A 21,939-nucleotide genomic window follows, 5' to 3' on the forward strand; every position below is an offset into this window, starting at 1 on the left:
GTGTTCGGCGAGGGCGCGGGGGGTCTTGTGCAGGAACACGTCCCGGGGGGCTATGGGCAGGCCGAGCGTCCTGGCCTTGTTCACGACCGTGATGGCGATGATGCTGTCGCCTCCGGCGTGGAAGAAGTCGGTGTCTGCGTCCACGGCCGCGCCGGGCAGTGTCTGGGTGAAGATGTCGACGAGTGCGGCTACAGCTGAGTTCTCGTCCGCGGGTGCGTCGTGGCTGGTCGCGCAGTTCCCCGCGCCCCTTTGGGCGCGTTCCACCAGCGCCTTTCGATCCAGCTTGCCGTTCACCGTCAGCGGCAGGGCGTCGATCGTGAGCACCCGTCCCGGCACCATGTGCCCGGGCAGCTTCGCTGCCAGGCGCTCGGCGAAGTCCCCCGGCGCCCGGCCCACCACGTGCGCCACCAGGTGATCCCCGCTGTCCGCCACCGTCACGGCCACGTCGATCACGCCGTCGAGTTCCCGGATGGCGGCCTCCACCTCGCCCAACTCGATGCGGAAGCCCTTCAGCTGGACCTGGTCGTCGGCGCGGCCGGCGAACTCCAGCTCGCCGTCGAGGGTGCGGCGGGCCAGGTCGCCCGTGTGGTACATGCGGGAGCCGTCCCCCGCGAACGGGTTCGCCACGAAGCGGCCCGCGGTGAGCCCGGGCCTGCCCAGGTAGCCGAGCGACACCTGGTCGCCGGCGACGTAGATGGCGCCCACCCGGCCCGGCGGGACCGGCCGGAGCCGGTCGTCGAGGAGGTAGGTGACCAGGCCGGGTATAGGGCCGCCGATCGGGCTGACGTCGTCGCCGGGGCCGAAGTCCTCCTCGGTCAGCACGCGGTGGGTGACGTGGACGGTGGTTTCGGTGATGCCGTACATGTTGACCAGCTCGGGCGAGCCGGTGCCGTGCCGCTCGACCCAGCCGCGCAGCCGCCCGAGGTCCAGCGCCTCGCCGCCGAAGATGACGCGGCGCAGGGCGGGCAGCGGCTCGCCGGCGTGCCGGTCGGCCTCGATGAACTGATAGAAGGCGGACGGCGTCTGGTTGAGCACGGTCACCCCGCGCTCGCGGACCAGCCGGTGGAAGTCCACCGGGGAGCGGGTCAGTCCGTACTCCGGCACCAGCAGCTCACCGCCGTACGCCAGCGCGCCCCACAGCTCCCAGACCGCGAAGTCGAAGGAGAAGGAGTGGAACTGGACCCAGACGTCGTGCGGGCCGAAGTCCATGTCCGGCTGGGTGTTGGCGAGCAGCGTCACCACACTGGAGTGCGGGACGACGACGCCCTTGGGCCGGCCGGTCGATCCGGACGTGTAGATCACATACGCGGGGTCGTGCCAACTGGCCCCGGGGCCCGGCTCGGTCGTGGCCTGGGGCAGCTCCTCGCCCTGGACGAGTACGCGGGCCCGCAGGCCCGTACGGGCCAGGAGTTCCGTGAAGCGGTCGCGCTGTTCGCGGTCCACGAGGACGACCTGCGGGGCGGCGTCGGCGAGGATGTACTCCAGCCGTTCGTCCGGGTACGCCAGGTCCAGCGGTACGTAGGCGCCGCCCGCGCCGACGATCGCGACCAGGGCGACGACCTGCTCGACGGACCGCGGGACGGCGACGGCGACCCGTCCGCCGGGGCCGACACCTGCGGCGCGCAGAACCGAGGCCAACTCGTTCTTGGCCTCCGCCAATTCGCCGTACGTCAGGGACCGGGTACCGCCGTCGAGGCCGCACTGAGTGACAGCGGTGGCGGCCGGGTCGCGCCGCGCGGCGGCGTCGAAGAGGCCGCCCAGGGTCGTCGGCGAGATGCGCGCGGGACGCCGGTCGCCCTCGGACGCCACGTCGTCGACCAGGGTGTCCGGTCGGGTGAGCAGGGTGGTGAGGGCCGAGGTGAACGTGCGCAGGATCGACTGGGCGGTACTCTCCCGCAGCAGCTCGCCGTCGTAGATCAGGTTGAAGCGCGGACGGCCGTCGAGTGCGCGTTCCACGACCAGGGTCAACGGGTAGTGCGGTGCGCCCTCGTTGACGAGGTCGGTGACGACCAGCGTGTCGTCGGGCCGCCGCAGCGCGTCCACATCGGTCGTGACGTCGAACACCACCAGGGTGTCGAACAGGGAGCCGGCGTCGGCCTGGCGGCCGATCCTGGCCAGTGAGACGTGCTGGTGCGGCAGGACGGCGCCCTGGTGTTCCCGCACCGAGGCGAGGAGGTCCCGCGCGGTGGTGGTGCCGGTCCAACGGGCGCGTACGGGGATCGTGTTGATGAACAGACCCACCATGTCCTCGATGCCGGGCACGTCCGCGTCGCGTCCGGAGACCGTGGAGCCGAACACCACGTCCCTGCCGCGCAGGATGCCGCCCAGTGTCACCGCCCAGGCGCTGTGCACGGCCACGCTCAGCGGCACGCCGGCCGACCGTGCGGCCGCGTCGATGTCGTGCTCCGGCCGCAGGGCGGTGTCGGCGAACCGGTCGGACGGGGTGTGTCCCTCGGCGACCAGCGACGGGCCGGGCAGGTCCGCGAGCTGCTCGCGCCACACCCGGTCGCTCTCGTCGGCGTCGCGTCCGGCGAGCCAGCGTACATAGTCGGAGAAGCCGCCGATCGGGTAGACGGTGCCCGGCGCGTGGTACTCGGCGAGCAGTGCGCGGAGCATCGGCGGCACCGACCAGCCGTCGGCGATGATGTGGTGCACGGTCTGTACGAGGACGTTCCGGCCCGGGCCGCCGCGGACGAGGGTGTAGCGCATCAACGGGCCGGTCGCCAGGTCGAATCCGGCGCGGCGGTCCCGCTCGGCCAGGTCGCGCAGCTCGGCGTCGGTGATGCCGGGGTGGTCCAGGGTAGTGAAGGGCGCCTCGACGCCGCTCTCCAGTGCGGAGACCACGCGGCCGTCGGCGAGGGCCACGAAACGGGCGGCCAGGTTCGGGTAGAGCGTGAGCAGCCGGGTGGCCGCCGCCGCGAGCCGGTCGGCGTCCACCTCGCCGTCCAGGGTGAGCAGTTGCTGTTCGACGTAGGCGCCGGCCGAGTCGTCGTCGAAGACGGAGTGGAAGTACAGGCCCTCCTGCAGCGGCGTCAGCGGCAGGATGTCCCGCAGCGCCGGGCCGTCCAGGGCGTCGACGTCGGCCTGGGTCAGCGGCACCAGGGGGAAGTCGCTGGGCGAGTGGCCGCCCTGCGGGTCGAGTGCGGCCAGTCCGGCAAGGGCGCTGCGGAAGTACTCGCCGATGGTCGCGATGTCCTCGTCGGTGAACATGCCGTCGGGCCAGGAGATGGTGGTGACCAGGTCGTAGTCGCCGGTCGGGGCCGGTTCGGCGATCGCGTTGAACTCCAGGGCGCGCGGCAGCCGCATGCGCGGGTCGCGCCTCTCGCCCAACTGGCCGGTGGTGTGGGCGAGTTGCCAGTTTCCGGGCTCGCCGGCGGCGAAGCGGCCCAGGTAGTTGAAGAGCACCTGCGGTGCGGGGGCGTCGAACTCGGTGTCGGTCAGGTACCGCAGGGCACCGTAGGAGACGCCGTTGTCCGGCACCCGGGCGAGGTCTTCCTTGACGGCCTTGAGGGCGGCGGTCAGGTAGTCGGGTGCGGTGAAGTCGGCCACGGGGCCGGGGTCGACGGTCACCGGGAAGAGGGTGGTGAACCAGCCCACGGTCCGCGACAGTTCGGGCTCGAAGCCGGCGGAGGGCGCCACGAACTGCCCTTCGCGGCCGTGGCCCTCCAGTTCGATGTGCGCGAAGGTCTGGTCCTGTCCCAGGTCGCGGCGCCACCGGGCGAGCGCGACGGCGAGCCCGGTCAGCAGGACGTCGTTGACGCCCGCGTGGAACTTCGCGGGGATGTCGCCCAGCAGCGCGGACGTGACCTCCGGGCCGGCCGAGACGGTCCGCAGTCGCTCCGTGGCGACGGTGTCGGCTTCGGACAGCGCGCGCCTGCCCACCGGTTGGTCCTCGCCCGGCAGGGGGCGCCGGTAGGAGGAGCTGTCCGCGTCGAACGCCGCGCGCTCCAGCAGTTGCGTCCAGCGCCGGAAGGACGTGCCCACCGGGGGCAGCTCGATGGGGGTGCCCGAGGTGAACTGCCGCCAGGCCGTGGCCAGGTCGTCCATCAGGATCCGCCAGGACACGCCGTCGATCACCACGTGATGGGCGACCAGGACCAGCTGCCGTGCCTCGCGGCGCCAGACGGCTCGCAGCATCACCCCGTTGTCGGGGTCCAGGGCGTCGGTGGCGAGTGCGACGCACGCGTCGAGCGGCAGGTCGCTCTCCTGCCATCCGGCGACGGCCTGGTCGGGCTCCGGGATGTCGAAGCTCCAGCGGTTTCCGCGCACCAGCCTGGCGCGCAGCATGTCGTGCCTGCGGACGAGGGCGGTGAGGACCTCGTCGAGAGCGCCGGCGGTCAGGTCCGGCGGGGTGTTCAGCACGACGGACTGCACGAAGCCGTCGATCGCGTCGGTGGTCTCGCCGAGCCACTGCACGATGGGCGATCCCACGACGGACCCGGTCGCGACATCGCGGTGGTCGACGGTGGAGACGTCTTCCCGGCTCGCGACCGCGGCCAGGGCCCCCACGGTGCTGTGGGTGAAGATCTGCCGTGCCGTGACGTAGAGGCCCGCGTCGCGCAGCGCGGTCAGCAGCGAGATCGCCAGGATGCTGTCGCCGCCGAGCTGGAAGAAGTCCTGGTCGACGCCGACCTCTTCGAGCCGCAGCACCGCCGCGACCGCCGCGCAGACCGCGCGCTCGTCGTCGGTGGTGGGCCTTACGAGAGTGCCCGTGCCGATCGTGGGCTCCGGCAGGGCGTTGCGGTCGAGCTTGCCGTTGGCGGTGAGCGGGAACTGAGTCATCACGACGATGTGGGCGGGCACCATGTACTCGACCATGTGCTCGGCGGCCCAGGCCTTGACCTCGTCCGCCCGCAGGTCCTCGCTGCCGGCGGCCGGGATGACGTAGCCCACCAGGTAGGTGCCGCCCGCCGCGTTCTTCCGTGCAACGACGCAGGTGTGCCGTACGCCGGGGTGCTCGGCGAGGCCGGCCTCGACGTCCTCGATCTCCAGCCGCATGCCGCGGATCTTGATCTGGTTGTCGGCGCGACCGAGGAAGTCCAGGGAGCCGTCCGGGGCGAACCGGGCGAGGTCACCGGTGCGGTAGAGGCGGGAGCCGTCGTTGGCGAAGGGGTTGGCGACGAACCGGGAGGCCGTCAGGCCGGGCGCGTTGACGTAGCCGCGCCCCAGGAGGAAGCCGCCCACGTACAGTTCGCCGCCGACGCCGACGGGGACCGGGCGCAGTTCCTCGTCCAGGACGTACAGCTGGGTGTTGGGGTTGGCCTTGCCGATGGAGGTCGACAGGCGTTCCGCCGCTCCCCGGTAGATGACGTGCGAGACGCCGATGGTCGTCTCGGCGGGGCCGTAGCCGTGGTACATGGGGATGTCGAGCTTGGTGCGGAACCGCTCGTACAGCTCCGGGGTCAGCACCTCGCCGCCGCACCACACGTGCCTGAGGCTGTCCAGGCGGCCGGAGTCGCCGGCGATCTCCAGCAGGACGTCCAGCATGGACGACACCAAATACGTGAAGGTGACGCGCTGTTCGGCGATCACGCTGAGCAGGTGGTGCGGGTCACGTTCGCCGCCGGGCCGCAGCACCACCAGGCGGGCGCCGGACACCAGCGGCAGGAATATCTCGTTGATGGAGATGTCGAAGGACAGCGGCGCCTTGAACAGCGAGGCGTCGTCGTGGCCGAAGCCGAGGATCTCGTTCACCTGCCACAGCAGGCGCTCGCTGATCGCCTCGTGCCGGATCATGGCGCCCTTGGGGCGTCCGGTCGAGCCGGACGTGAAGATCACGTATGCCAGGGCGTCGCCGTGGACGGTGACGCCGGTCCCCTCGGTGGGGTGGGAACCGTGGCGCCAGTCGTCGAGGTCGACGGCCACGGCCGGCGGTTCGGCCGGGTCGTGCTCGCCCGAGTCGTTGAGCTGTACGACGACCCGGGCGTCCTCGATGACGACGGCCCGGCGCGCGGCGGGCCACTGCGGATCGAGCGGCACGAACGCGCACCCCGCCTCGAGCACGGCGAGCAGCCCGATGACCATGTCGACGGAGCGGGCCAGTGAGATGCCGACGACCTGTTCGTGGCCGAGGCCGCGTTCGATCAGGTGGTGGGCCAATTGGCTGGACAGCTCGGCTGCCTGACGGTAGGTCAGTGAGCGGTGCTCGTCGACGATGGCGACGGCGTCCGGCCTGGTCCGTGCCTGCTCGCGGAACATCTCGACGATGGTCGGGCGGATGCGGTCGGCCTGGGTGTCGTTCCAGCGGGCCAGGAGTTCGAGTCTCGCGGCCACGCTGGACGGGCCGATGGTGCCGAGGGGCCGGTCCGGGAAGTCGGCCAGGTCGTCCAGCGCGAGCTGCGCTTCGGCAGGTGCGACACCGTCGGGGACGGTGATGCTGTGGCCGTCCGCGCCGACCTCCCAGCCACCGGGCCCGGCCCCGCCGTTGTCGACCCATCCGAGGACGTCGGCGAACAGGGTGCCGGGGGTGAGGTCGATGCCGTCGGGGCTCCGGCCCGTCGTCCAGTACGACAGCCCGATGGCGCAGGCTTCGGTGATGGTCCTGTCGGAGTAGTCGCCGGTCCGGCGGCGTACGTCGGCCAGGCGTGCGGGAGAAAGCCGTACGAGACGAGCGCTCGGTTCCATCATCGAAGACTCAGCACCCTTTCAAGGAAACCAAAGTAAGCCCAGCCTAACTTAGGCTTGCCTAACTACCCTCGCGCCATGCCTGCCACAGTCGCGCGTACCGGCCGCCCAGAGCCACCAACTCGTCGTGCGTGCCCTGCTCGACGACGCGGCCCGCGTCCAGCACGGCGATCCGGTCCGCCGCCATCGCCTGCGTCAGCCGGTGCGCCACGAACAGGGTGGTCCGGCCCGCGCACGCGGCCACGACCGCGCGCTCCAGCTCGGCGGCACCCTCGCTGCCGGCCTCCGCGGTGGACTCGTCGAGCACCACCACGGGCGAGCGCGCCAGCACCAGCCGGGCCAGGGCGATCTGGGCGACCTTGGTGACGTCCAGACGCTCACCGCCCTCGCCGACCGTGGTGTTCAGCCCGTCGGGCAGCGCCTGGACCCAGGCGTCGGCGCCGACCGTGCGCAGCGCGTCCGTCAGTTCGGCGTCGGTCGCCCCCGGCGCGGACAGCCGCAGGTCGTCGGCGAGCGGGCCGGAGAACACGTGCGTCTCCTGCGTCAGGATGCTCACCAGGGCCCGCGCCCCGGCCTCGTCCAGACCTGCCAGGTCGGTCGCGCCGATGTGCACCGACCCGGCCTCGGGCGTCCCGATGCCCGCGATCAGCGCGGCCAGGGTCGTCTTGCCCGCACCCGTCGCACCCACCAGCGCGAGCGACCCCCCGGCCGGGATCGTCAGATCCACGCCCCTCAGCACCGGTTCCTCGGCGCCGGGGTAACGGAACGTCAGCCCGCGCACCGTCACCGGCAACGGCTCGGCGTCCGCCGGCGCGACGGCCGGGTCACCCACCAGCCGGCCCTCACCGGCCTCCCCCAGCACACCGACCAGGCGGGTCAGGCTCGCGCCCGACTTCTGCGCCTCGTCGAAGGTGAACATGATGAGACCCAGCGGGCCGAACAGCCGGTGGAACAGCAGCGGGGCCGCCGACACCTCGCCCAGGCTGGCGGCGTCGGCCTCCAGCAGGGCGTACCCCACCACGATGATCAGGACCAGCCCGATGAACTCGGCGCGGTTCTCCCGGCCGACGAACCGGCCGAAGAACCGGAACACCTCGATACCGAGATCGCGCACCCGCCAGGACTCGCTGGTGACCTTCTCGCGGAAGGCACCCTCCAGGCGGTACGCCCGGACCGTGTCGATCCCGTTCAGACCGCTGATCAACGCCTGGGCGCGGTCGGCCTGGGCCACCCGCTGCTTCCGGTAGAGCGGGGCGGAGCGCGGGAGGTACCAGCGCAGGGCGAGCGCGTACGCGGGCAGCGCGCCGGCGCCCGCCAGTCCGAGCCGCCAGTCCAGCCCGAACATGCCGAACGTGGCGATGGTGACCAGCACTCCGGCCGAGAACACCGTGGGAATGGCCGTACGGATGCCCTTGGAGATGACGGCCACGTCGTCGCCGACCCTGGAGAGCACGTCTCCCCGGCCGACCTGTTCGATGCGGGCGCTCGGCATCCCCAGCACCGCCCGGACGGCCCCTTCCCGCAGCCGCGCGAGCAGGTCGGCGCCCAGCCGGCCGATGAGGTAGGTCGACACCGCGGTGGCCGCCGCGCCGAGCAGCGCGGCGGCCCCGATCAGCACCCCGATGGTGACCAGGACCGAGCGCGACTCACCCTCCACCACGCCGTCGACCACCCGGCCGAGCAGCAGGACCGGGAGCACCTGGAGCGCCGCGCCGGCCACCGTGGTGAGCACGGTGGCCGCCGACAGCCAGGGCACCTCGCGGCAGTGCGCCGCGACCCATCGGGAGGCCTCGCGCCCGGTCGCCGTGTGCAGCGTCGCCGGGGCGGGGCGGGTGGCGGTCGCACTCACACCGCGACCCGGGCGGGCAGGGGACAGGACTTGGTGACCGGCATCGCTACTCGGCCACCGACTTCACGAGTTCGTCGACGGCGTACGGCATGGACAGCAGGGTGCCCTGGGAGATGGCCGCGCCGACCGCCGGGCCCTCGCTGTCCAGCAGGTAGGACACGTTGCCCTTCTTCACGGCGTCCAGGTTGGCGAACAGCTTGAACTTCTTCAGGGCCGCCGTGTCGGCCTTGTCGTTGATCACGAAGATGCGGTCGACGTCGACCAGGTCGACGCGCTCGGGCGAGAGCTTGGTGTAGAAGCTGCCGTCGGCGACCTTGTCGATCTCGGTCTGGTACTTGAAGCCGATGCCCGTCACGAGCCGGCCGCGCACGTCGGTGGAGGTGAACGGCGCCACCGAGTTCTCGTACCAGGACAGGACGACGGCGGTCTGCTCCGCGAGTTCGGGGTTCGCCTTCTTGGCCGCGTCGAGCTTGCCCTGGATGTCCTGCACCATCTTCTCGCCCTCCTCGGCCTTGCCGAGTGCCTTGGCGATGTGCAGGGCGTTGTCCTGCCAGGGGGCGCTGAACGGCTCCTTCTCGGCCTTGGTGCGGGCCACCGTAGGCGCGATCTTGGAGAGCTTGTCGTAGCCGGCCTGGTCGATCTCGGAGTAGACCGCGACGATCAGGTCCGGGCGCAGGGCGGCGATCTTCTCGTAGTTGGGGCCGGAGTCACCGTTCTTCATGATGACCTCGGGCTTGGTGTCGCCCCACTTGTCCTTCACCCAGGGCCACTGGGTGTTGATGTCGGGGCTCTGGCCCGCCGGGTTCGGGTACTGGTCGGTCATGCCGACCGGCTTGATGCCGAACGCCAGGACGGTCTGGTCGTCGGTGTAGCCGACGGTGACGACCCGCTTCGGGGCCTCGGTGACCTTCGTGGTGCCGAACGCGTGCTCCACGGTGACCGGGAAGGCGCCGGCCGCGGCGGTCGAGGTGTTGTCGCTGCCCTTGTCCGCCGAGTCCGATTCGGAACCGCACCCCGTGAGGAGGCCGACGCCGAGCGTCGCGGCGGAGAGGAGTGCCGCGACCCGCCGCCATGGCGTCCTGCGCGTCGTTCTGTGGAGGAGCATCCGTCAATCCCCTTGCTGTTCGCACTGTCCACTACGCCCCCGGGTAAGGGCAGGCAAACCGTATCGCAAGGCGGTAAGGCAAGCCTAGCCTTACTTGCGTAACTTTATGGCGAACTAGTCGAGTTGGACATGCGTGCGACCGATCGGGACGATGAGCGGCCGGTCGCCCACCGGGTCGTCGATGACCTTGGCGTTCAGCCCGAACGCCTCCTGCAGCAGTTCGGCGGTCAGCACGTCACGGGGGTGCCCCTGGGCCAGGATCGACCCCTCCCGCATCACGATGAGGTTGTCGCTGTAGCGCGCGGCCAGATTGAGGTCGTGCAGCACCATCACCACGGTGCATCCCGACTCGTGCAGATCGTCGACCAGATCGAGCACGTCCATCGCGTGCGCCAGGTCGAGATAGGTGGTCGGCTCGTCCAGCAGCAGCAGATCGGTGCCCTGGGCCAGGGTCATCGAGATCCAGACGCGCTGCCGCTGCCCGCCGGACAGCGCGTCGACCGGGCGGTCGGCCAGGTCGGACACCCCGGTCATGGCCAGCGCGCGTTCCACCACGTCGGCGTCGTCCGAGGACCACTGCCGCAGCCAGCTCTGGTGCGGATGGCGGCCCCTGGCGACCAGATCGGCCACCGTCAGACCCTCCGGCGCGACCGGCGCCTGCGGCAGCAGGCCGAGTTTCCTCGCCACGTCCCTGGTCCTGAGCCGGGCGATGTCGTCACCGTCCAGCACGACCGTCCCCTTCGACGGCTTGAGCAGCCGGGACAAGGTCCGCAACAGGGTCGATTTTCCACAGCCGTTGGGGCCGATGATGGTGGTGATCACCCCGGGGGGTATCGCCACGTCGAGATCGTCGATGACGGTCCGGGCGCCGTATCCGACCGTGACGCCCCTGGCTGCCAGCCGTGAGGCGTGATCGGACTCGGACTCGACCCCGGTGACGGACTGAGTGACCACAAGGCCCCCTTACTTAGGCTCGCCTGACTTTGTACCAGCTATCTGCGGTTCGCCCGTACCAGCAGATAGACGAGGAAGGGGCCGCCGATCGCCGCGGTGACCACGCCGACCGGGAGACTGACGGGCAGTGCGGTGCGGGCGACCAGGTCCGAGCCGGTCAGCAGCAGGGCACCGACCAGCGCGGAGGCCACCAGGGGCGGTGTCGGGCACCGCGCCAGGCGCATCGCCACCTGCGGGGCCACCAGCGCCACGAACGGGACCGGGCCCGCCGCGCTCACCGCCACGCCGGCCAGCAGCACGGCGCACAGGAGGAGGACCGCCCGCACGGCCGAGTGACGGACCCCCAGGCCCGCGGCGACGTCGTCACCGAGGTGCATCGGTTTGAACTGGAACGCGGCTGTTGTCACGACGACCAGCAGGACGAGTGCGCCCCAGACGGCCACCTGGACCTCGTCCCACGACCGGTCGTCGAGCGAGCCGACCAGCCAGGCCTGGGCCTGGGCCACGTCCCTGATGTCGGCCGTGACCAGCAGCCAGGTCGTGAGGGCCTCCATCACGGCACTCACCGAGATGCCGATGAGGATGAGCCGGAGGCCGTCGATGCCGCGCCGCCAGGCGAGGAAGTACACCAGCAGGCCCGTGCCGAGACCGCCCATCAGCGCCGCCGCCGACAGACCCACGGAGTCGACGATCGCAGCGGACGTCCCGCCCGACACCGTCACCAGGAACACCGCGACCGCGCCGGCGCCGTTGGTGATGCCCAGGACGTCCGGACTGGCCAGCGGATTGCGGGCGATGGACTGCGTGAGCGCCCCGGACACCCCGAGCGCGATGCCCACGACGACCCCGGCCAGGGCCCGCGGCATCCGCAGATCCATGATCACGAACTCGTCGACCTGCTCACCCCGGCCGACGATCGTGGCGATCACCTGGGGCAGCCCGATGGGGAAGTCCCCAACGCCGATGGACAGGCAGAACACCAGGAACGTCGCCGCCGCGAGCAGCAGCGAGACGGACACGATCCACGGCCGCCACACGAACGACACCTGGCCGAGCCGCACGCCCGGCGTCACCGACGGCTTCACGTCTGTCCTGTTCATGCGTTCTTGAACTTTCCGCGCCACACCAGAGCCGCGAAGAACGGGGCGCCCAGCAGTGCGACGACGACACCCGCGTCCAGCTCGCTCGGCCGCACCACCAGGCGGCCCACGATGTCGCTGACCAGGAGCACGATCGCGCCGAGCAGTCCCGCGTACGGCACCAGCCAGCGGTAGTCGGGCCCGGTCAGGTACCGGGCCACGTGGGCCACCATGAGCCCGAGGAACGCGATGGGCCCGCACGCGGCCGTCGCGGCGCCCGCCAGCAGGGTGATGGCGGTGATGCCGATGGTCCGGCTCAGCGCGATGTTCACCCCGAGCCCGCGCGCCACGTCGTCACCCAGGTTGAGCAGGTTGAGGGCCGGCAGCGTGATCAGTGCCAGCACCAGTCCGGCCGCGATGAATCCGGTCACCGGCCAGATGACGCCGAATCCGACGCCGGCCACGGAGCCCGCGTTCCAGAAGCGCAGCGCGTTCAGCGACTTCTGGTCCGACAGCGCGATCGCCACGGTCATCGCCGCGAGGAACACCGTGACTCCCTGCCCGGCCAGCGCGAGCGTCAGCGGGTTCCCGGCACCGCGGCCGATGCTCGCCAGGCCGAACACCACGACACCGGCGACCGCCGCCCCCAGGAACGCGAACCAGATGTACTGGAACGGGTCGGAGAGCCCGAACACGGCGATCACCGTCACGACGGCGAACGAGGCGCCGGAGTTCACGCCCAGCAGGCCGGTGTCGGCGATCGGGTTGCGCGTGTGCCCCTGGATCAGCGCCCCGCCGACCCCGAGGGCGACGCCCGCCACGATCGCGAGCACCGTCCGGGGCACCCGCACGGTCTCCACGATGAGCCTGATCTCGGTGAGCCGCTGATCGGACTCCGGTGCCGCGAACAGCCCGTGCCACACCTCGCCGGGGCTCAACGCGCGCGCCCCGACGGCCAACGACACCGCCCCCGCTGCCACGAGAATCAGCACCAGCGCGCCCAGGCCCACAACTCGCCGCCGACGGGCCTGAGTTGTGACCTCGGACGCGGGGCGCTCCACTGCGATCGTGCCCATGTCGACGTACGTTATCCCTTTGATCAGTGCCGCCGCGCCCGCCGGGTGGGCCCACCTGGCGAGGCGCGGTGATGTGCCGGCGGAACCCGGTGGACTAACGGGCCGGGCTGCCGGTTCCGTCGGCGACCGTCCGGACCTCGTCGGAGGCGGACTTGCGGCCCCGGTCGAGGAGCGAGTCGAGGATCTCGCCGACCCTGATGGCGGTGTTGGACAGCAGGGACGAGGTGATGCCGTGCGTGTGCTCGGTGCCGCCCTGGAGGTAGATGCCGCAGTGCAGGCCGGGCTCCGTCGCGATGCGGTAGTCGCGCTCGACGCGGACGCGGCCCTCGTCGTCACGGAGGCAGCGGTCGGCCACCTCGCCGAGCAGACCGACGGGATCGGCGGGGCTGTAGCCGGTGGCGAACACCACGACGTCGGCGTCCAGGAGGGTCTCCTCGCCGGTGACGAGGGACATGACGGCGGCCGTGGCCTTGTCCGGCGTCTCCGTGACACCGGTGAGCCGGGAGACGTTGAGGAAGCGCAGGCGCTCGGTGCCGAGGACCTTCTCCTGGTACATCTGCCGGTACAGGTCGTCGATCAGGTCGATGTCCACCACGGAGTAGTTGGTGTTGCCGTGGTAGTCCATCAGGCGGCGTTTGACGTCCTTCGGCGCCGCGAAGAACTCGTCGACGGCCTCGGGGTCGAAGATCCGGTTGGCGAAGGCGCTGTCGTCGGCGGGGCTGTAGCCGTAGCGGGAGAAGACGGCGCAGACCTCGGCCTCGGGGAAGCGGCGGTGCAGGTAGGCGACGTTCTCGGCGGCGCTCTGCCCGGCGCCCACGACGACGAACCGGGAGGGCGAGGTGCCCTCCAACGCGTCGACCCTGCCCAGCAGTTCGGAGTTGTGCCAGACGCGGTCGCTGCGCTCCACGCCCTCCGGCATGAGGGGGCGCAGGCCGGTGCCGAGGACGAGGTTGCGGGCCCGGTGGACCTCGAGGCCCTCGCCCGAACGGACCGTCACGTCCAGGTACTCCACGACGCCGTCGCGCACGACGGGCATGACGCCGACGACCTCGTGGCCGTAGGAGACCATGTCGTCGACCTGGCTCGCGGCCCACTCGAAGTAGTCGTGGAACTCCACCCGCAGTGGGAAGAGGTTCTTGTGGTTGATGAAGTCGATCAGCCGTCCCTTGCTCTTGAGGTAGCACAGGAAGCTGTACTCGCTGGCGGGGTTCCGGAGCGTCACCAGGTCCTTGAGGAAGGACACCTGCATGGTCGCGTCGTCGATGAGCATGCCTCGGTGCCAGCCGAAGCGCGGCTGCTGCTCGAAGAAGTGAGCGGAGACCGCTCCCTCCCCACCGGCGCCTGCGTTGTGCTCGCTGAGCGCGATCGCCATGGCCACGTTGGACGGCCCGAAGCCGATGCCTATGAGGTCGTGGATCAAAGGGGCGTCGCCAGGACGAGCCTGTGCCATGTCACTCCCATCGTGCGGTGCGGCGGCCCTTCCGGTCAGGCAGCCGTCGGTCGAGCATCGGGAAGTACGGAAGTCGGGCACGCCGAAGAGGCACCACCCAAAACTTAGGTAAGGCTAAGCTCAGCCCGTGGAGCTGTCCATAGACAAAACGGACACGCCGGAGCAGGCGAGTCGTCAACACACGCACGAACTGGCCCCGTTGACCACTTAGGTAAGCCTTGCTTTACTGGCCACGGCCATTCCCTGCTTCGAGGAGGAACCCCATGCGGGTCGTCATGTTCGGTTACCAGACCTGGGGGCACCGCACCCTGCAAGCCCTCCTGGACTCCGAACACGACGTGGTCCTGGTCGTGACGCACCCCAAGAGCGAGCACGCGTACGAGAAGATCTGGAGCGACTCGGTCGCCGACCTCGCCGAGGAGAACGGCGTACCGGTCGTGATCCGCAACCGCCCTGACGACGACGAGCTGTTCGAGCGCCTCAAGGAGGCCGCCCCGGACATCATCGTGGCCAACAACTGGCGCACCTGGATCCCGCCGCGCATCTTCGACCTGCCGCGCCACGGCACGCTGAACGTGCACGACTCGCTGCTGCCGAAGTACGCCGGCTTCTCCCCGCTGATCTGGGCGCTGATCAACGGCGAGCCCGAAGTGGGCGTCACCGCGCACATGATGAACGACGAACTGGACGCCGGCGACATCGTGCGGCAGGAGGCGGTGGCGGTCGGGCCGACGGACACGGCGACCGACCTGTTCCACAAGACCGTCGACCTCATCGCCCCGGTCACCATCGGCGCGCTCGACCTCATCGCCTCCGGGCAGACGGAGTTCACCCGGCAGGACCGCTCCCAGGCCAGCTTCTTCCACAAGCGGTCCATCGAGGACAGCCGCATCGACTGGACCTGGCCGGCCGAGGACCTGGAGCGCCTGGTCCGCGCCCAGTCCGAGCCGTACCCCAGCGCCTTCACCTTCCACAAGGGCAAGCGACTGGAGGTCCTGGCCGCCGTCGTCTCGGAGGGGCGGTACGGCGGCACACCCGGCCGCATCTTCTACCGCGAGGGCGAGGGCGTGGTGATCGTGGCCGGAGCCGACGCCCGCACCGGCCGCAATCACGGTCTGGCCATCACGCGCGTACGCACCGAGGACGGCCGGGAGTTGCCCGCGACCGAGTACTTCACCGCCATGGGCGGCTACCTGACCAACCAGCCCTGACGCCACTGTGAAACTTCTGTGCAACGCGTGGGGCTTTAAGTTTCAAGATTCCCTTTGCCGGCGGCGGCTGCGACAGTGAGGGCCCATGGGGGCAGTACATGACGTCAAGTCGAACCACCGGGACGACAGTTGGCCTACCACGACACGTACCACCGGACTGCCGGCGCGCTCCTGAGCCCCGTCCTCGGCTGGGTCCTGGCGCTCACCGGAGCCGTGGTGCTCCCCCTGACCGCCGCGACGGCCATCGGAACGGAATCCGGGCAGTGGCGTGACCAGAGCCCTGGCCTGTACACCGTGACGATCTCGGAGGACACGACGGAGAAGCCGGGCGCCTCGACGCCGGGGGCCCGAGGCGGTTCCGCCGCGACGGCCTCCGTCCCGGCCCCCGCGCCTTCCCCCTTGCCGGCGCCCGGCCCTCCGCGGGGCGACGGCCCGCCGTAGCCGGGGATCACGCCCGCCAGGAGTACCGCCGTTCGGGCCGGCCGGCGACGCCGTAGCGCAGGGACACCTCCGCGCTGCCGGTGCCGTGGAAGTACTCCAGGTAGCGGCGTGCGCTCACGCGGGACACGCCGGTCACCGCGGCGCACTCGGAGGCGGACAGGGTGCCGTCCGCCGCGCGCAGGGCCCGCTCGACGAGTGCGGCGGTCTCCACGCTCATGCCCTTGGGCAGCGCGGGGGCCGGTGCGGGGACGCCCGTTCCGGCCAGGACCCGGTCGATGTCGGCCTGGCCTCGTACCACCGTCGTGAGCAGCCGGCCCCGCTGGGCGGCGTAGCGCTCCAGGCGGGGGCGCAGATCCTCGAAGTCGAACGGTTTCAGGAGGTAGTCGACGACCCCCTGCCGGACGGCGCCGCGGACCGCCTCGGCCTCCTGCGCGGCGCTGATGACCATGACGTCGCAGTCGTGGCCGGCGGTGCGCAGCCGGGGGATGACGTCCAGGCCGAACAGGTCGGGGAGATACAGGTCGAGCAGGACGAGGTCGGGGCGCAGTTCGTCCACGGCCTCGACCGCCTGTCCGCCGGTGTGGGCCACGCCGACCACGCGGAACGGCTCGACGCGTTCGACGAACGCGCGGTGGACCCGGGCCACCATGAAATCGTCGTCGACCACGAGAACGTCGATGGTGTCCGCCTTGTCGCGTGTTCCGGTCGTGTCGCGCCCGCCGGTCATGTCGCGCGTGCCAGTCATGTCGCGTGTACCGGTCATGTCGCGTGTACCGGTCATGTCGCGTGTACCGGTCATGTCGCGTGTACCGGTCATGTCGCGTGTACCGGTCATGTCGTGCGTTCCGCTCATGGGGCCACTCCTTCCGCCACCGCTTCGGCGAGGTGGCTGACGGTCATGCGTGCGGTGAACACGGCCCCGTCGGGGGTGTTGGCCACCGAGATCTCTCCCCCGTGCCGTTCGCAGACCAGCTTGGTCAGGGCCAGTCCGATGCCGCGCTCGCCCTCCCGCGCGGCCTTGGTGGTGAAGCCGTGGGAGAACACCTCGCGGGCCAGTTCCGGAGCCACGCCCGGCCCCGAGTCGCGGACCACGATCTCCACGCTGGAGGCGTCCTGCCGCAGCGCCACCTCGACCCACCGCTCCCCGTCGTGCGCCGCGGCGTCGACGGCGTTGTCCACGAGATTGCCCACCACGGTCGCCACGTCGGCGGCGTCCTCCGGGGCCAGCCGCTCCAGCGCGGTGTCGTCCGAGATGCGCAGGCTGACCTTCCGTTCGGCCGCGAGGGACGCCTTCGCCATCAGCAGTGCGGCCACCGCCGTGTCACGGACGCGGCGGCTGAGGGTGACGTCCAGGGACTGGCGGTGCTGGTTCAACGCACGGATGTAGCGCACGACTTCGTCCTGCTCGCCGATCTGGATCAGCCCGGAGATCGTGTGCAGTTGGTTGGCGAACTCGTGCGCCTGCGCCCGCAGCAGCTCCGAGGAGCTGCGGAAGGAGCCGATCTCCCGCTCCAGCCGGGCCAGTTCGGTACGGTCGCGCAGCGTGGTGACCGAGCCGAGGGACCGGCCGTCTTTGGTGACGGTCATCCGGTTCATCACCAGGACCCGGCCGTGGCGGACGACGACCTCGTCCCGTCTGCCGGCGGTGGTGCCGGCCAGCACGTCCCGCAGCCGTCCGTCGATGCCCAGGCCGTCCAGGCTCTGGCCGACGCAGTCCTCGGGCAGGTCGAGCAGGCGGCGGCCCATGTCGTTGACGAGGGTGAGCCGGTGCTGCGGGTCCAGGGCGACCACACCCTCGGCGATGCCGTACAGCATCGCCTCCCGGTGCTCGGCGAGTCCCGCGATCTCCCCCGGCTCCAGCCCGAGGGTCTGCCGCTTCACCCGCCGCGCGAGCAGCCAGGAGCCGGCCACGCCGAGCCCGCTGGCGATGCCCAGATAGGCGAGCAGATAGGAGGAGGCGCCGCTGAGCCGCTGCCAGACGGTCGGATCGGCCTCGCCGATCATCACCGTGCCGAGGATCCGGCCGAGGTTCTCCTCCGTCGCCCCGAGGACGGGGACCCGGGCGGCCAGCTCGCGGTTGCCGTCCAGCGTCAGCGGCCCCGACCAGCCCCGCGCCCGGTCGGTGGCATGTCCTTGGGGCAGCCGCTCGCCGATCACCGTGGGATTGGTGGAGCTGACGATCCGGCCGGAGGCGTCGGCCACCGTCACCGAGGTCACTCCGGACTGCGCCTGGGTGGCGAGCACCAGCGGGGCGAGGGTCTCGCCGGGCGCGGGACGCACCAGCTGGCTGCGTACCAGGGGGTTGGCGGCCAGCTGTTCGGCCAGCGCGCTCACCCGGCGTCCCTCGACGCGGTTGAAGGTGGCCTGCGACTGGGCGAGCGAGACCGCGGCGACCGCCAGCAGCACCACCACGACGATGGCGAGCTGGAGTACCAGCATCTCGCCCGCGAGCGAGTGGCGACGAAAGGTGGCGACCACAATGAACTCAATCTTCAATGCCGACACAGGTGGGGCGGCTCGTGTGCCGAGTCGCACAATCATGACGCCGGCCAGGGAAAACCGGAAGTGAGGTGTCATGAGTCGTCCCGCACGCGCTGTGCTCGGTGCCTTCTCGGCTCTGGCCCTGCTGGCGGCCGGCGCGTGCGGTGGGTGGCCGGGCGACGGGCCCGCGCGGGACCTGCGGCTCATGGTGCCCAACACCCCTGGCGGCGGCTACGACACCACGGCCCGTACCGCGGCCCGGGTCATGGAGGAGGCCGGGATCGCCTCGGACGTGCAGGTGTTCAATCTGCCCGGCGCCGGCGGCACGGTGGGCCTGAAGCGCCTCGCCGACGAGCGGGGCAACGGCGATCTCGCCCTCCAGATGGGCCTCGGAGTCGTGGGCGCGTCGCACGCGGCGGGTTCGAAGGTGACTGTCACCGAGACCACGCCGATCGCACGCCTCGTCGAGGAGGCCGGCGCGATCGTCGTCCGGCAGGACTCGCCGTACCGGACGATCGGCGCGCTGGTGGACGCCTGGCGCGAGGACCCCGGGAGCCTCAGGGTGGGCGGCGGGTCCTCGGCCGGCGGCCCCGACCATCTGCTGCCGATGTGGCTGGCGCAGACGGTAGGCGTCGACCCGAGGAGGGTCGCGTACGTGCCGTACGACGGTGGGGGCGGTGAGCTGCTGCCCGCATTGCTGGACGGCAGGGTCGACGTGGCCACCAGCGGGTTCGGCGAGTTCCTCGACCAGATCCGCGCCGGCCGGCTGCGGGTCCTGGCCGTCACCGGCGAGCGGCCGGTCGGTGTGCTGCCTGGTGTCCCGACCCTGAAGTCCTCGGGGATCGACCTGGTCTTCCACAACTGGCGGGGCATCGTGGCCCCGCCCGGCATCAGCGACACCGACCGGCGGCGCTGGGTGGCGGCGCTGACCGAGCTCCACGACTCCCGCCAGTGGCGGGCCGAGCTGCGCCGGCACGGCTGGAGAGACGTGTTCGCCACCGGCCGTGCCTTCGAGTCCTACCTGGCCCGGCAGGACGAACAGGTCGCCGGTCTCGTCCGCCGGCTCGGACAGCGGTGACGTCAGGAGGCGTTCGCGCTGGGGCCGATGCCCTGCAACTCCCGGACCGTGCCGCCCAGTTTGGCCCGGAGGGGTTCGAGCAGCTCCGGCTTGGCGCTGACCACCCAGCGCATGCCGACGAGGTACGTGCCCCCGTAGACGCTCGCCGACTCCAGCCAGGTCTCCTTGAGCTTCTCCTCGGGGAAGGTGGTGATGAGGTAGTCACCCTTCTGCGTGTGGCACACGCCCTCGCGCAGCTCGTCCGCCTCGGTGCGGATCTTCACCTTGCAGCCGGTGAGGCCGGCGATCACCTCCACCTTCGCCGGCGCGACGACTCCGGCGGCGGGAGCGGCGGACCCGCTCGGCGTCGCCGTCCTGCCGTCGGCGGCCGGCTTGTCGTCACCGCCGCCGCAGGCGGCGACCAGGGGGAGCACGACCAGCGCGGCGGCGCGCAGCCGGCGGGCGCGGGACAGGGGCCGGCGGTGGGATCGTGCGTGCGGTTGTTGCTGGGACACGTCGTTTCTCCGGGTGTGAAACCGTCCTGCCCTCGCGGGCAGGCAGGAGTACTCGTCAGGGGTACGGATGCGCACCCGGAGCCGTTCACACAGGCCGGGGCGTCGGCGCGCTACACGGCCGCCCCGTCCACGACCGGGCTCTGCGTCCCGCCGAACTGGGTCCGGTACAGCTCCGCGTACCGCTGCCCCGCCGCCAGGAGTTCCTCGTGCGTGCCGCGTTCCACGATCCGTCCGGCCTCGACGACCAGGATCTGGTCGGCTGTCCGGACCGTGGAGAGCCGGTGGGCGATCACGACCGCCGTCCTGCCTTCGAGGGCTTCGGCGAGTGCCTCCTGGACGGCGGCCTCGGAGGTGTTGTCGAGGTGGGCGGTGGCCTCGTCGAGGATGACGACGCGCTGCCGGGCCAGCAGCAGCCGGGCGATGGTCATGCGCTGGCGCTCCCCGCCCGAGAGGCGGTAGCCGCGTTCGCCGACCACCGTGTCGAGACCGTCGGGCAGCGACCGTACGAGGTCGTCGAGGCGGGCCCGGCGCAGGGCGTCCCACAGGTCGCTCTCCGTGGCCGCGGGGCGGGCCAGGAGGAGGTTGGCGCGGACGGTGTCGTGGAAGAGGTGCCCGTCCTGGGTGACCATGCCGAGGGTCTCCCGCAGGGAGCGCGCGCTCAGGTCGCGGACGTCGACTCCGCCGACGCGTACGGCGCCCTCGTCGACGTCGTACAGGCGCGGCAGCAGTTGTGCGACGGTCGACTTGCCCGCGCCGGAGGAGCCGACGAGCGCCACGGTCTGCCCCGGTTCGGCGCGGAAGGAGATGCCGTGCAGGACCCCGTCACCGCCCCGCTTGTCGAGCGTGGCGACCTCCTCCAGGGAGGCCAGGGAGACCTTGTCGGCGGCGGGGTAGCCGAAGCGGACCTGGTCGAACTCGACCGCGACGGGCCCGTCGGGCACCCGGCGCGCGTCCGGCTTCTCCTCGATGAGCGGCTTCAGGTCGAGCACCTCGAAGACCCGCTCGAAACTGACCAGAGCGCTCATCACCTCGACCCGCGCCCCGGCCAGCGCGGTCAGCGGCGCGTACAGCCGGGTCAGGAGCAGCGCCAGCGACACGACCGCGCCGGGTTCCAGCGTGCCGCGCAGGGCGAGGGCGCCGCCGAGGCCGTAGACCAGGGCCAGGGCGAGGGCGGAGACCAGGGTGAGGGCGGTGATGAACGCGGCCTGCGCGGTCGCCGTCCGGACGCCGATGTCCGCGACGCGGCGGGCGCGTTCGGCGAACTGCGCCGACTCCTCCTCCGGGCGCCCGAAGAGCTTGATCAGGGTGGCGCCGGGTGCGGAGAAGCGCTCGGTCATGCGGGTGCCCATCGCCGCGTTCAGCGTCGCGGCCTCCCGCTGCATGCGCGCCATGCGGCTGCCCATGCGCCGGGCCGGGATCACGAACACCGGCAGCAGCACCAGCGCGAGCAGGGTGATCTGCCAGGACAGCGTGAGCATCACGGCGAGCGTGAGCAGCAGCGTGACGAGGTTGCTGACCACTCCGGACAGGGTGTTGCTGAACGCGCGCTGGGCGCCGATGACGTCGTTGTTGAGTCGGGAGACGAGGGCGCCCGTACGAGTGCGTGTGAAGAACGCCACCGGCATGCGCTGCACATGGTCGAAGACGGCGGTCCGCAGATCGAGGATGAGGTGCTCGCCCAGGGTCGCCGACAGCCTCCGGCCGAGGATGCCGAGCGCCGCCTCCGCCACCGCGATCAGCGCGATGAGCAGGGACAGGCGTACGACGGTGCTCTCGGTGCCGTCCGAGACGATCGCGTCGACGACACTTCCGGCCAGGACGGGGGTCGCCACGGCGAGCAGGGCGGTCCCCACGCCGAGCAGGACGAAGAGGGCGATGCGGCGCCGGTGCGGGCGGGCGAAGGCGCCGATGCGGCGCAGGGTGGCGAGGGCTAAGGGGCGGCGCTCCTCCTGGGCGTTCATGACGCTGTGCAGTTGTGTCCACGCTGTGGTCTCCATACTCATGGGAGAGAACGTAGAACCTCAAGCAATCTTGAGGTCAAGGCGCTCGCACATCGCCCCGACATCCCGCACAATCGGCCCGAACCCCCTCTCACCG

The 21,939-nt window shown here is 71.2% G+C and carries 13 protein-coding genes; 2 read left to right on the forward strand and 11 right to left on the reverse strand.

Going from position 1 to position 21,939, the window contains the following annotated elements; translation table 11 throughout:
* From CA983_RS20645 to CA983_RS20675, 7 genes are all read right to left on the reverse strand, one after another.
* Positions 1–6,627, reverse strand: a 6,627-nt coding sequence (locus CA983_RS20645; RefSeq protein ID WP_143645520.1) for a non-ribosomal peptide synthetase, incomplete at its 3' end; no start/stop codon positions are given.
* A gap of 58 nt (positions 6,628–6,685) precedes the next feature.
* The gene (locus CA983_RS20650; RefSeq protein WP_086602387.1) at positions 6,686–8,473 is read right to left on the reverse strand and encodes an ABC transporter ATP-binding protein; all 1,788 of its coding nucleotides are present in this window, start codon (positions 8,471–8,473) and stop codon (positions 6,686–6,688) included.
* Positions 8,474–8,519: 46 nt separating this feature from the next.
* Positions 8,520–9,578 (reverse strand): iron-siderophore ABC transporter substrate-binding protein, encoded by a 1,059-nt coding sequence (locus CA983_RS20655; RefSeq protein WP_086602388.1) that lies wholly within the window; start codon positions 9,576–9,578, stop codon positions 8,520–8,522.
* Between the two features lie 114 nt (positions 9,579–9,692).
* Positions 9,693–10,532, reverse strand: a complete 840-nt coding sequence (locus tag CA983_RS20660; protein ID WP_086602389.1) for an ABC transporter ATP-binding protein — start codon at positions 10,530–10,532, stop codon at positions 9,693–9,695.
* 38 nt (positions 10,533–10,570) lie between these two features.
* Positions 10,571–11,632, reverse strand: a complete 1,062-nt coding sequence (locus CA983_RS20665; protein ID WP_086602390.1) for a FecCD family ABC transporter permease — start codon at positions 11,630–11,632, stop codon at positions 10,571–10,573.
* Complete coding sequence (locus tag CA983_RS20670) at positions 11,629–12,687, reverse strand: FecCD family ABC transporter permease (protein ID WP_086602391.1); 1,059 nt, start codon at positions 12,685–12,687, stop codon at positions 11,629–11,631. The genes CA983_RS20665 and CA983_RS20670 overlap by 4 nt, the downstream gene beginning before the upstream one ends.
* Before the next feature lie 94 nt (positions 12,688–12,781).
* Positions 12,782–14,137: a lysine N(6)-hydroxylase/L-ornithine N(5)-oxygenase family protein gene (locus tag CA983_RS20675; protein ID WP_086602392.1), complete on the reverse strand. Its 1,356-nt coding sequence runs from the start codon at positions 14,135–14,137 to the stop codon at positions 12,782–12,784.
* 263 nt (positions 14,138–14,400) lie between these two features.
* On the opposite strand from CA983_RS20675, the gene CA983_RS20680 reads away from it, so the two are divergent.
* Positions 14,401–15,348 carry a methionyl-tRNA formyltransferase gene (locus CA983_RS20680; protein WP_086602393.1) on the forward strand — a complete coding sequence of 316 codons (948 nt, stop codon included), beginning with the start codon at positions 14,401–14,403 and terminating at the stop codon, positions 15,346–15,348.
* 448 nt (positions 15,349–15,796) lie between these two features.
* On the opposite strand, the gene CA983_RS20690 is transcribed toward CA983_RS20680, so the two are convergent.
* Positions 15,797–16,516: a response regulator gene (locus tag CA983_RS20690; RefSeq protein WP_208637000.1), complete on the reverse strand. Its 720-nt coding sequence runs from the start codon at positions 16,514–16,516 to the stop codon at positions 15,797–15,799.
* Positions 16,517–16,638: 122 nt separating this feature from the next.
* Entirely contained in the window at positions 16,639–18,267 is a 1,629-nt protein-coding gene (locus tag CA983_RS20695) for a sensor histidine kinase (RefSeq protein ID WP_086602395.1), read from the reverse strand.
* Between the two features lie 97 nt (positions 18,268–18,364).
* On the opposite strand from CA983_RS20695, the gene CA983_RS20700 reads away from it, so the two are divergent.
* Entirely contained in the window at positions 18,365–19,348 is a 984-nt protein-coding gene (locus CA983_RS20700; protein WP_086602396.1) for a Bug family tripartite tricarboxylate transporter substrate binding protein, read from the forward strand.
* Between the two features lie 2 nt (positions 19,349–19,350).
* Here CA983_RS20700 and CA983_RS20705 read toward each other — a convergent pair whose 3' ends face one another.
* Positions 19,351–19,842: a hypothetical protein gene (locus CA983_RS20705; RefSeq protein WP_086602397.1), complete on the reverse strand. Its 492-nt coding sequence runs from the start codon at positions 19,840–19,842 to the stop codon at positions 19,351–19,353.
* Positions 19,843–19,952: 110 nt separating this feature from the next.
* Positions 19,953–21,839, reverse strand: a complete 1,887-nt coding sequence (locus tag CA983_RS20710; protein ID WP_086602398.1) for an ABC transporter ATP-binding protein — start codon at positions 21,837–21,839, stop codon at positions 19,953–19,955.
* Positions 21,840–21,939: the final 100 nt, after the last annotated feature.

The organism is Streptomyces swartbergensis (genome assembly GCF_002148965.1).
Taxonomy (GTDB): domain Bacteria; phylum Actinomycetota; class Actinomycetes; order Streptomycetales; family Streptomycetaceae; genus Streptomyces; species Streptomyces swartbergensis.

What these genes read in the sequence shown, in the direction of transcription:
- CA983_RS20655 (WP_086602388.1), bottom strand. Translation starts at nt 9,578, where the DNA reads ATGCTCCTCCACAGAACGACGCGCAGGACGCCATGGCGGCGGGTCGCG.
- CA983_RS20665 (WP_086602390.1), bottom strand. Translation starts at nt 11,632, where the DNA reads ATGAACAGGACAGACGTGAAGCCGTCGGTGACGCCGGGCGTGCGGCTC.
- CA983_RS20670 (WP_086602391.1), bottom strand. Translation starts at nt 12,687, where the DNA reads ATGGGCACGATCGCAGTGGAGCGCCCCGCGTCCGAGGTCACAACTCAG.
- CA983_RS20675 (WP_086602392.1), bottom strand. Translation starts at nt 14,137, where the DNA reads ATGGCACAGGCTCGTCCTGGCGACGCCCCTTTGATCCACGACCTCATA.
- CA983_RS20680 (WP_086602393.1), top strand. Translation starts at nt 14,401, where the DNA reads ATGCGGGTCGTCATGTTCGGTTACCAGACCTGGGGGCACCGCACCCTG.
- CA983_RS20690 (WP_208637000.1), bottom strand. Translation starts at nt 16,516, where the DNA reads ATGACCGGCGGGCGCGACACGACCGGAACACGCGACAAGGCGGACACC.
- CA983_RS20700 (WP_086602396.1), top strand. Translation starts at nt 18,365, where the DNA reads ATGAGTCGTCCCGCACGCGCTGTGCTCGGTGCCTTCTCGGCTCTGGCC.
- CA983_RS20710 (WP_086602398.1), bottom strand. Translation starts at nt 21,839, where the DNA reads ATGGAGACCACAGCGTGGACACAACTGCACAGCGTCATGAACGCCCAG.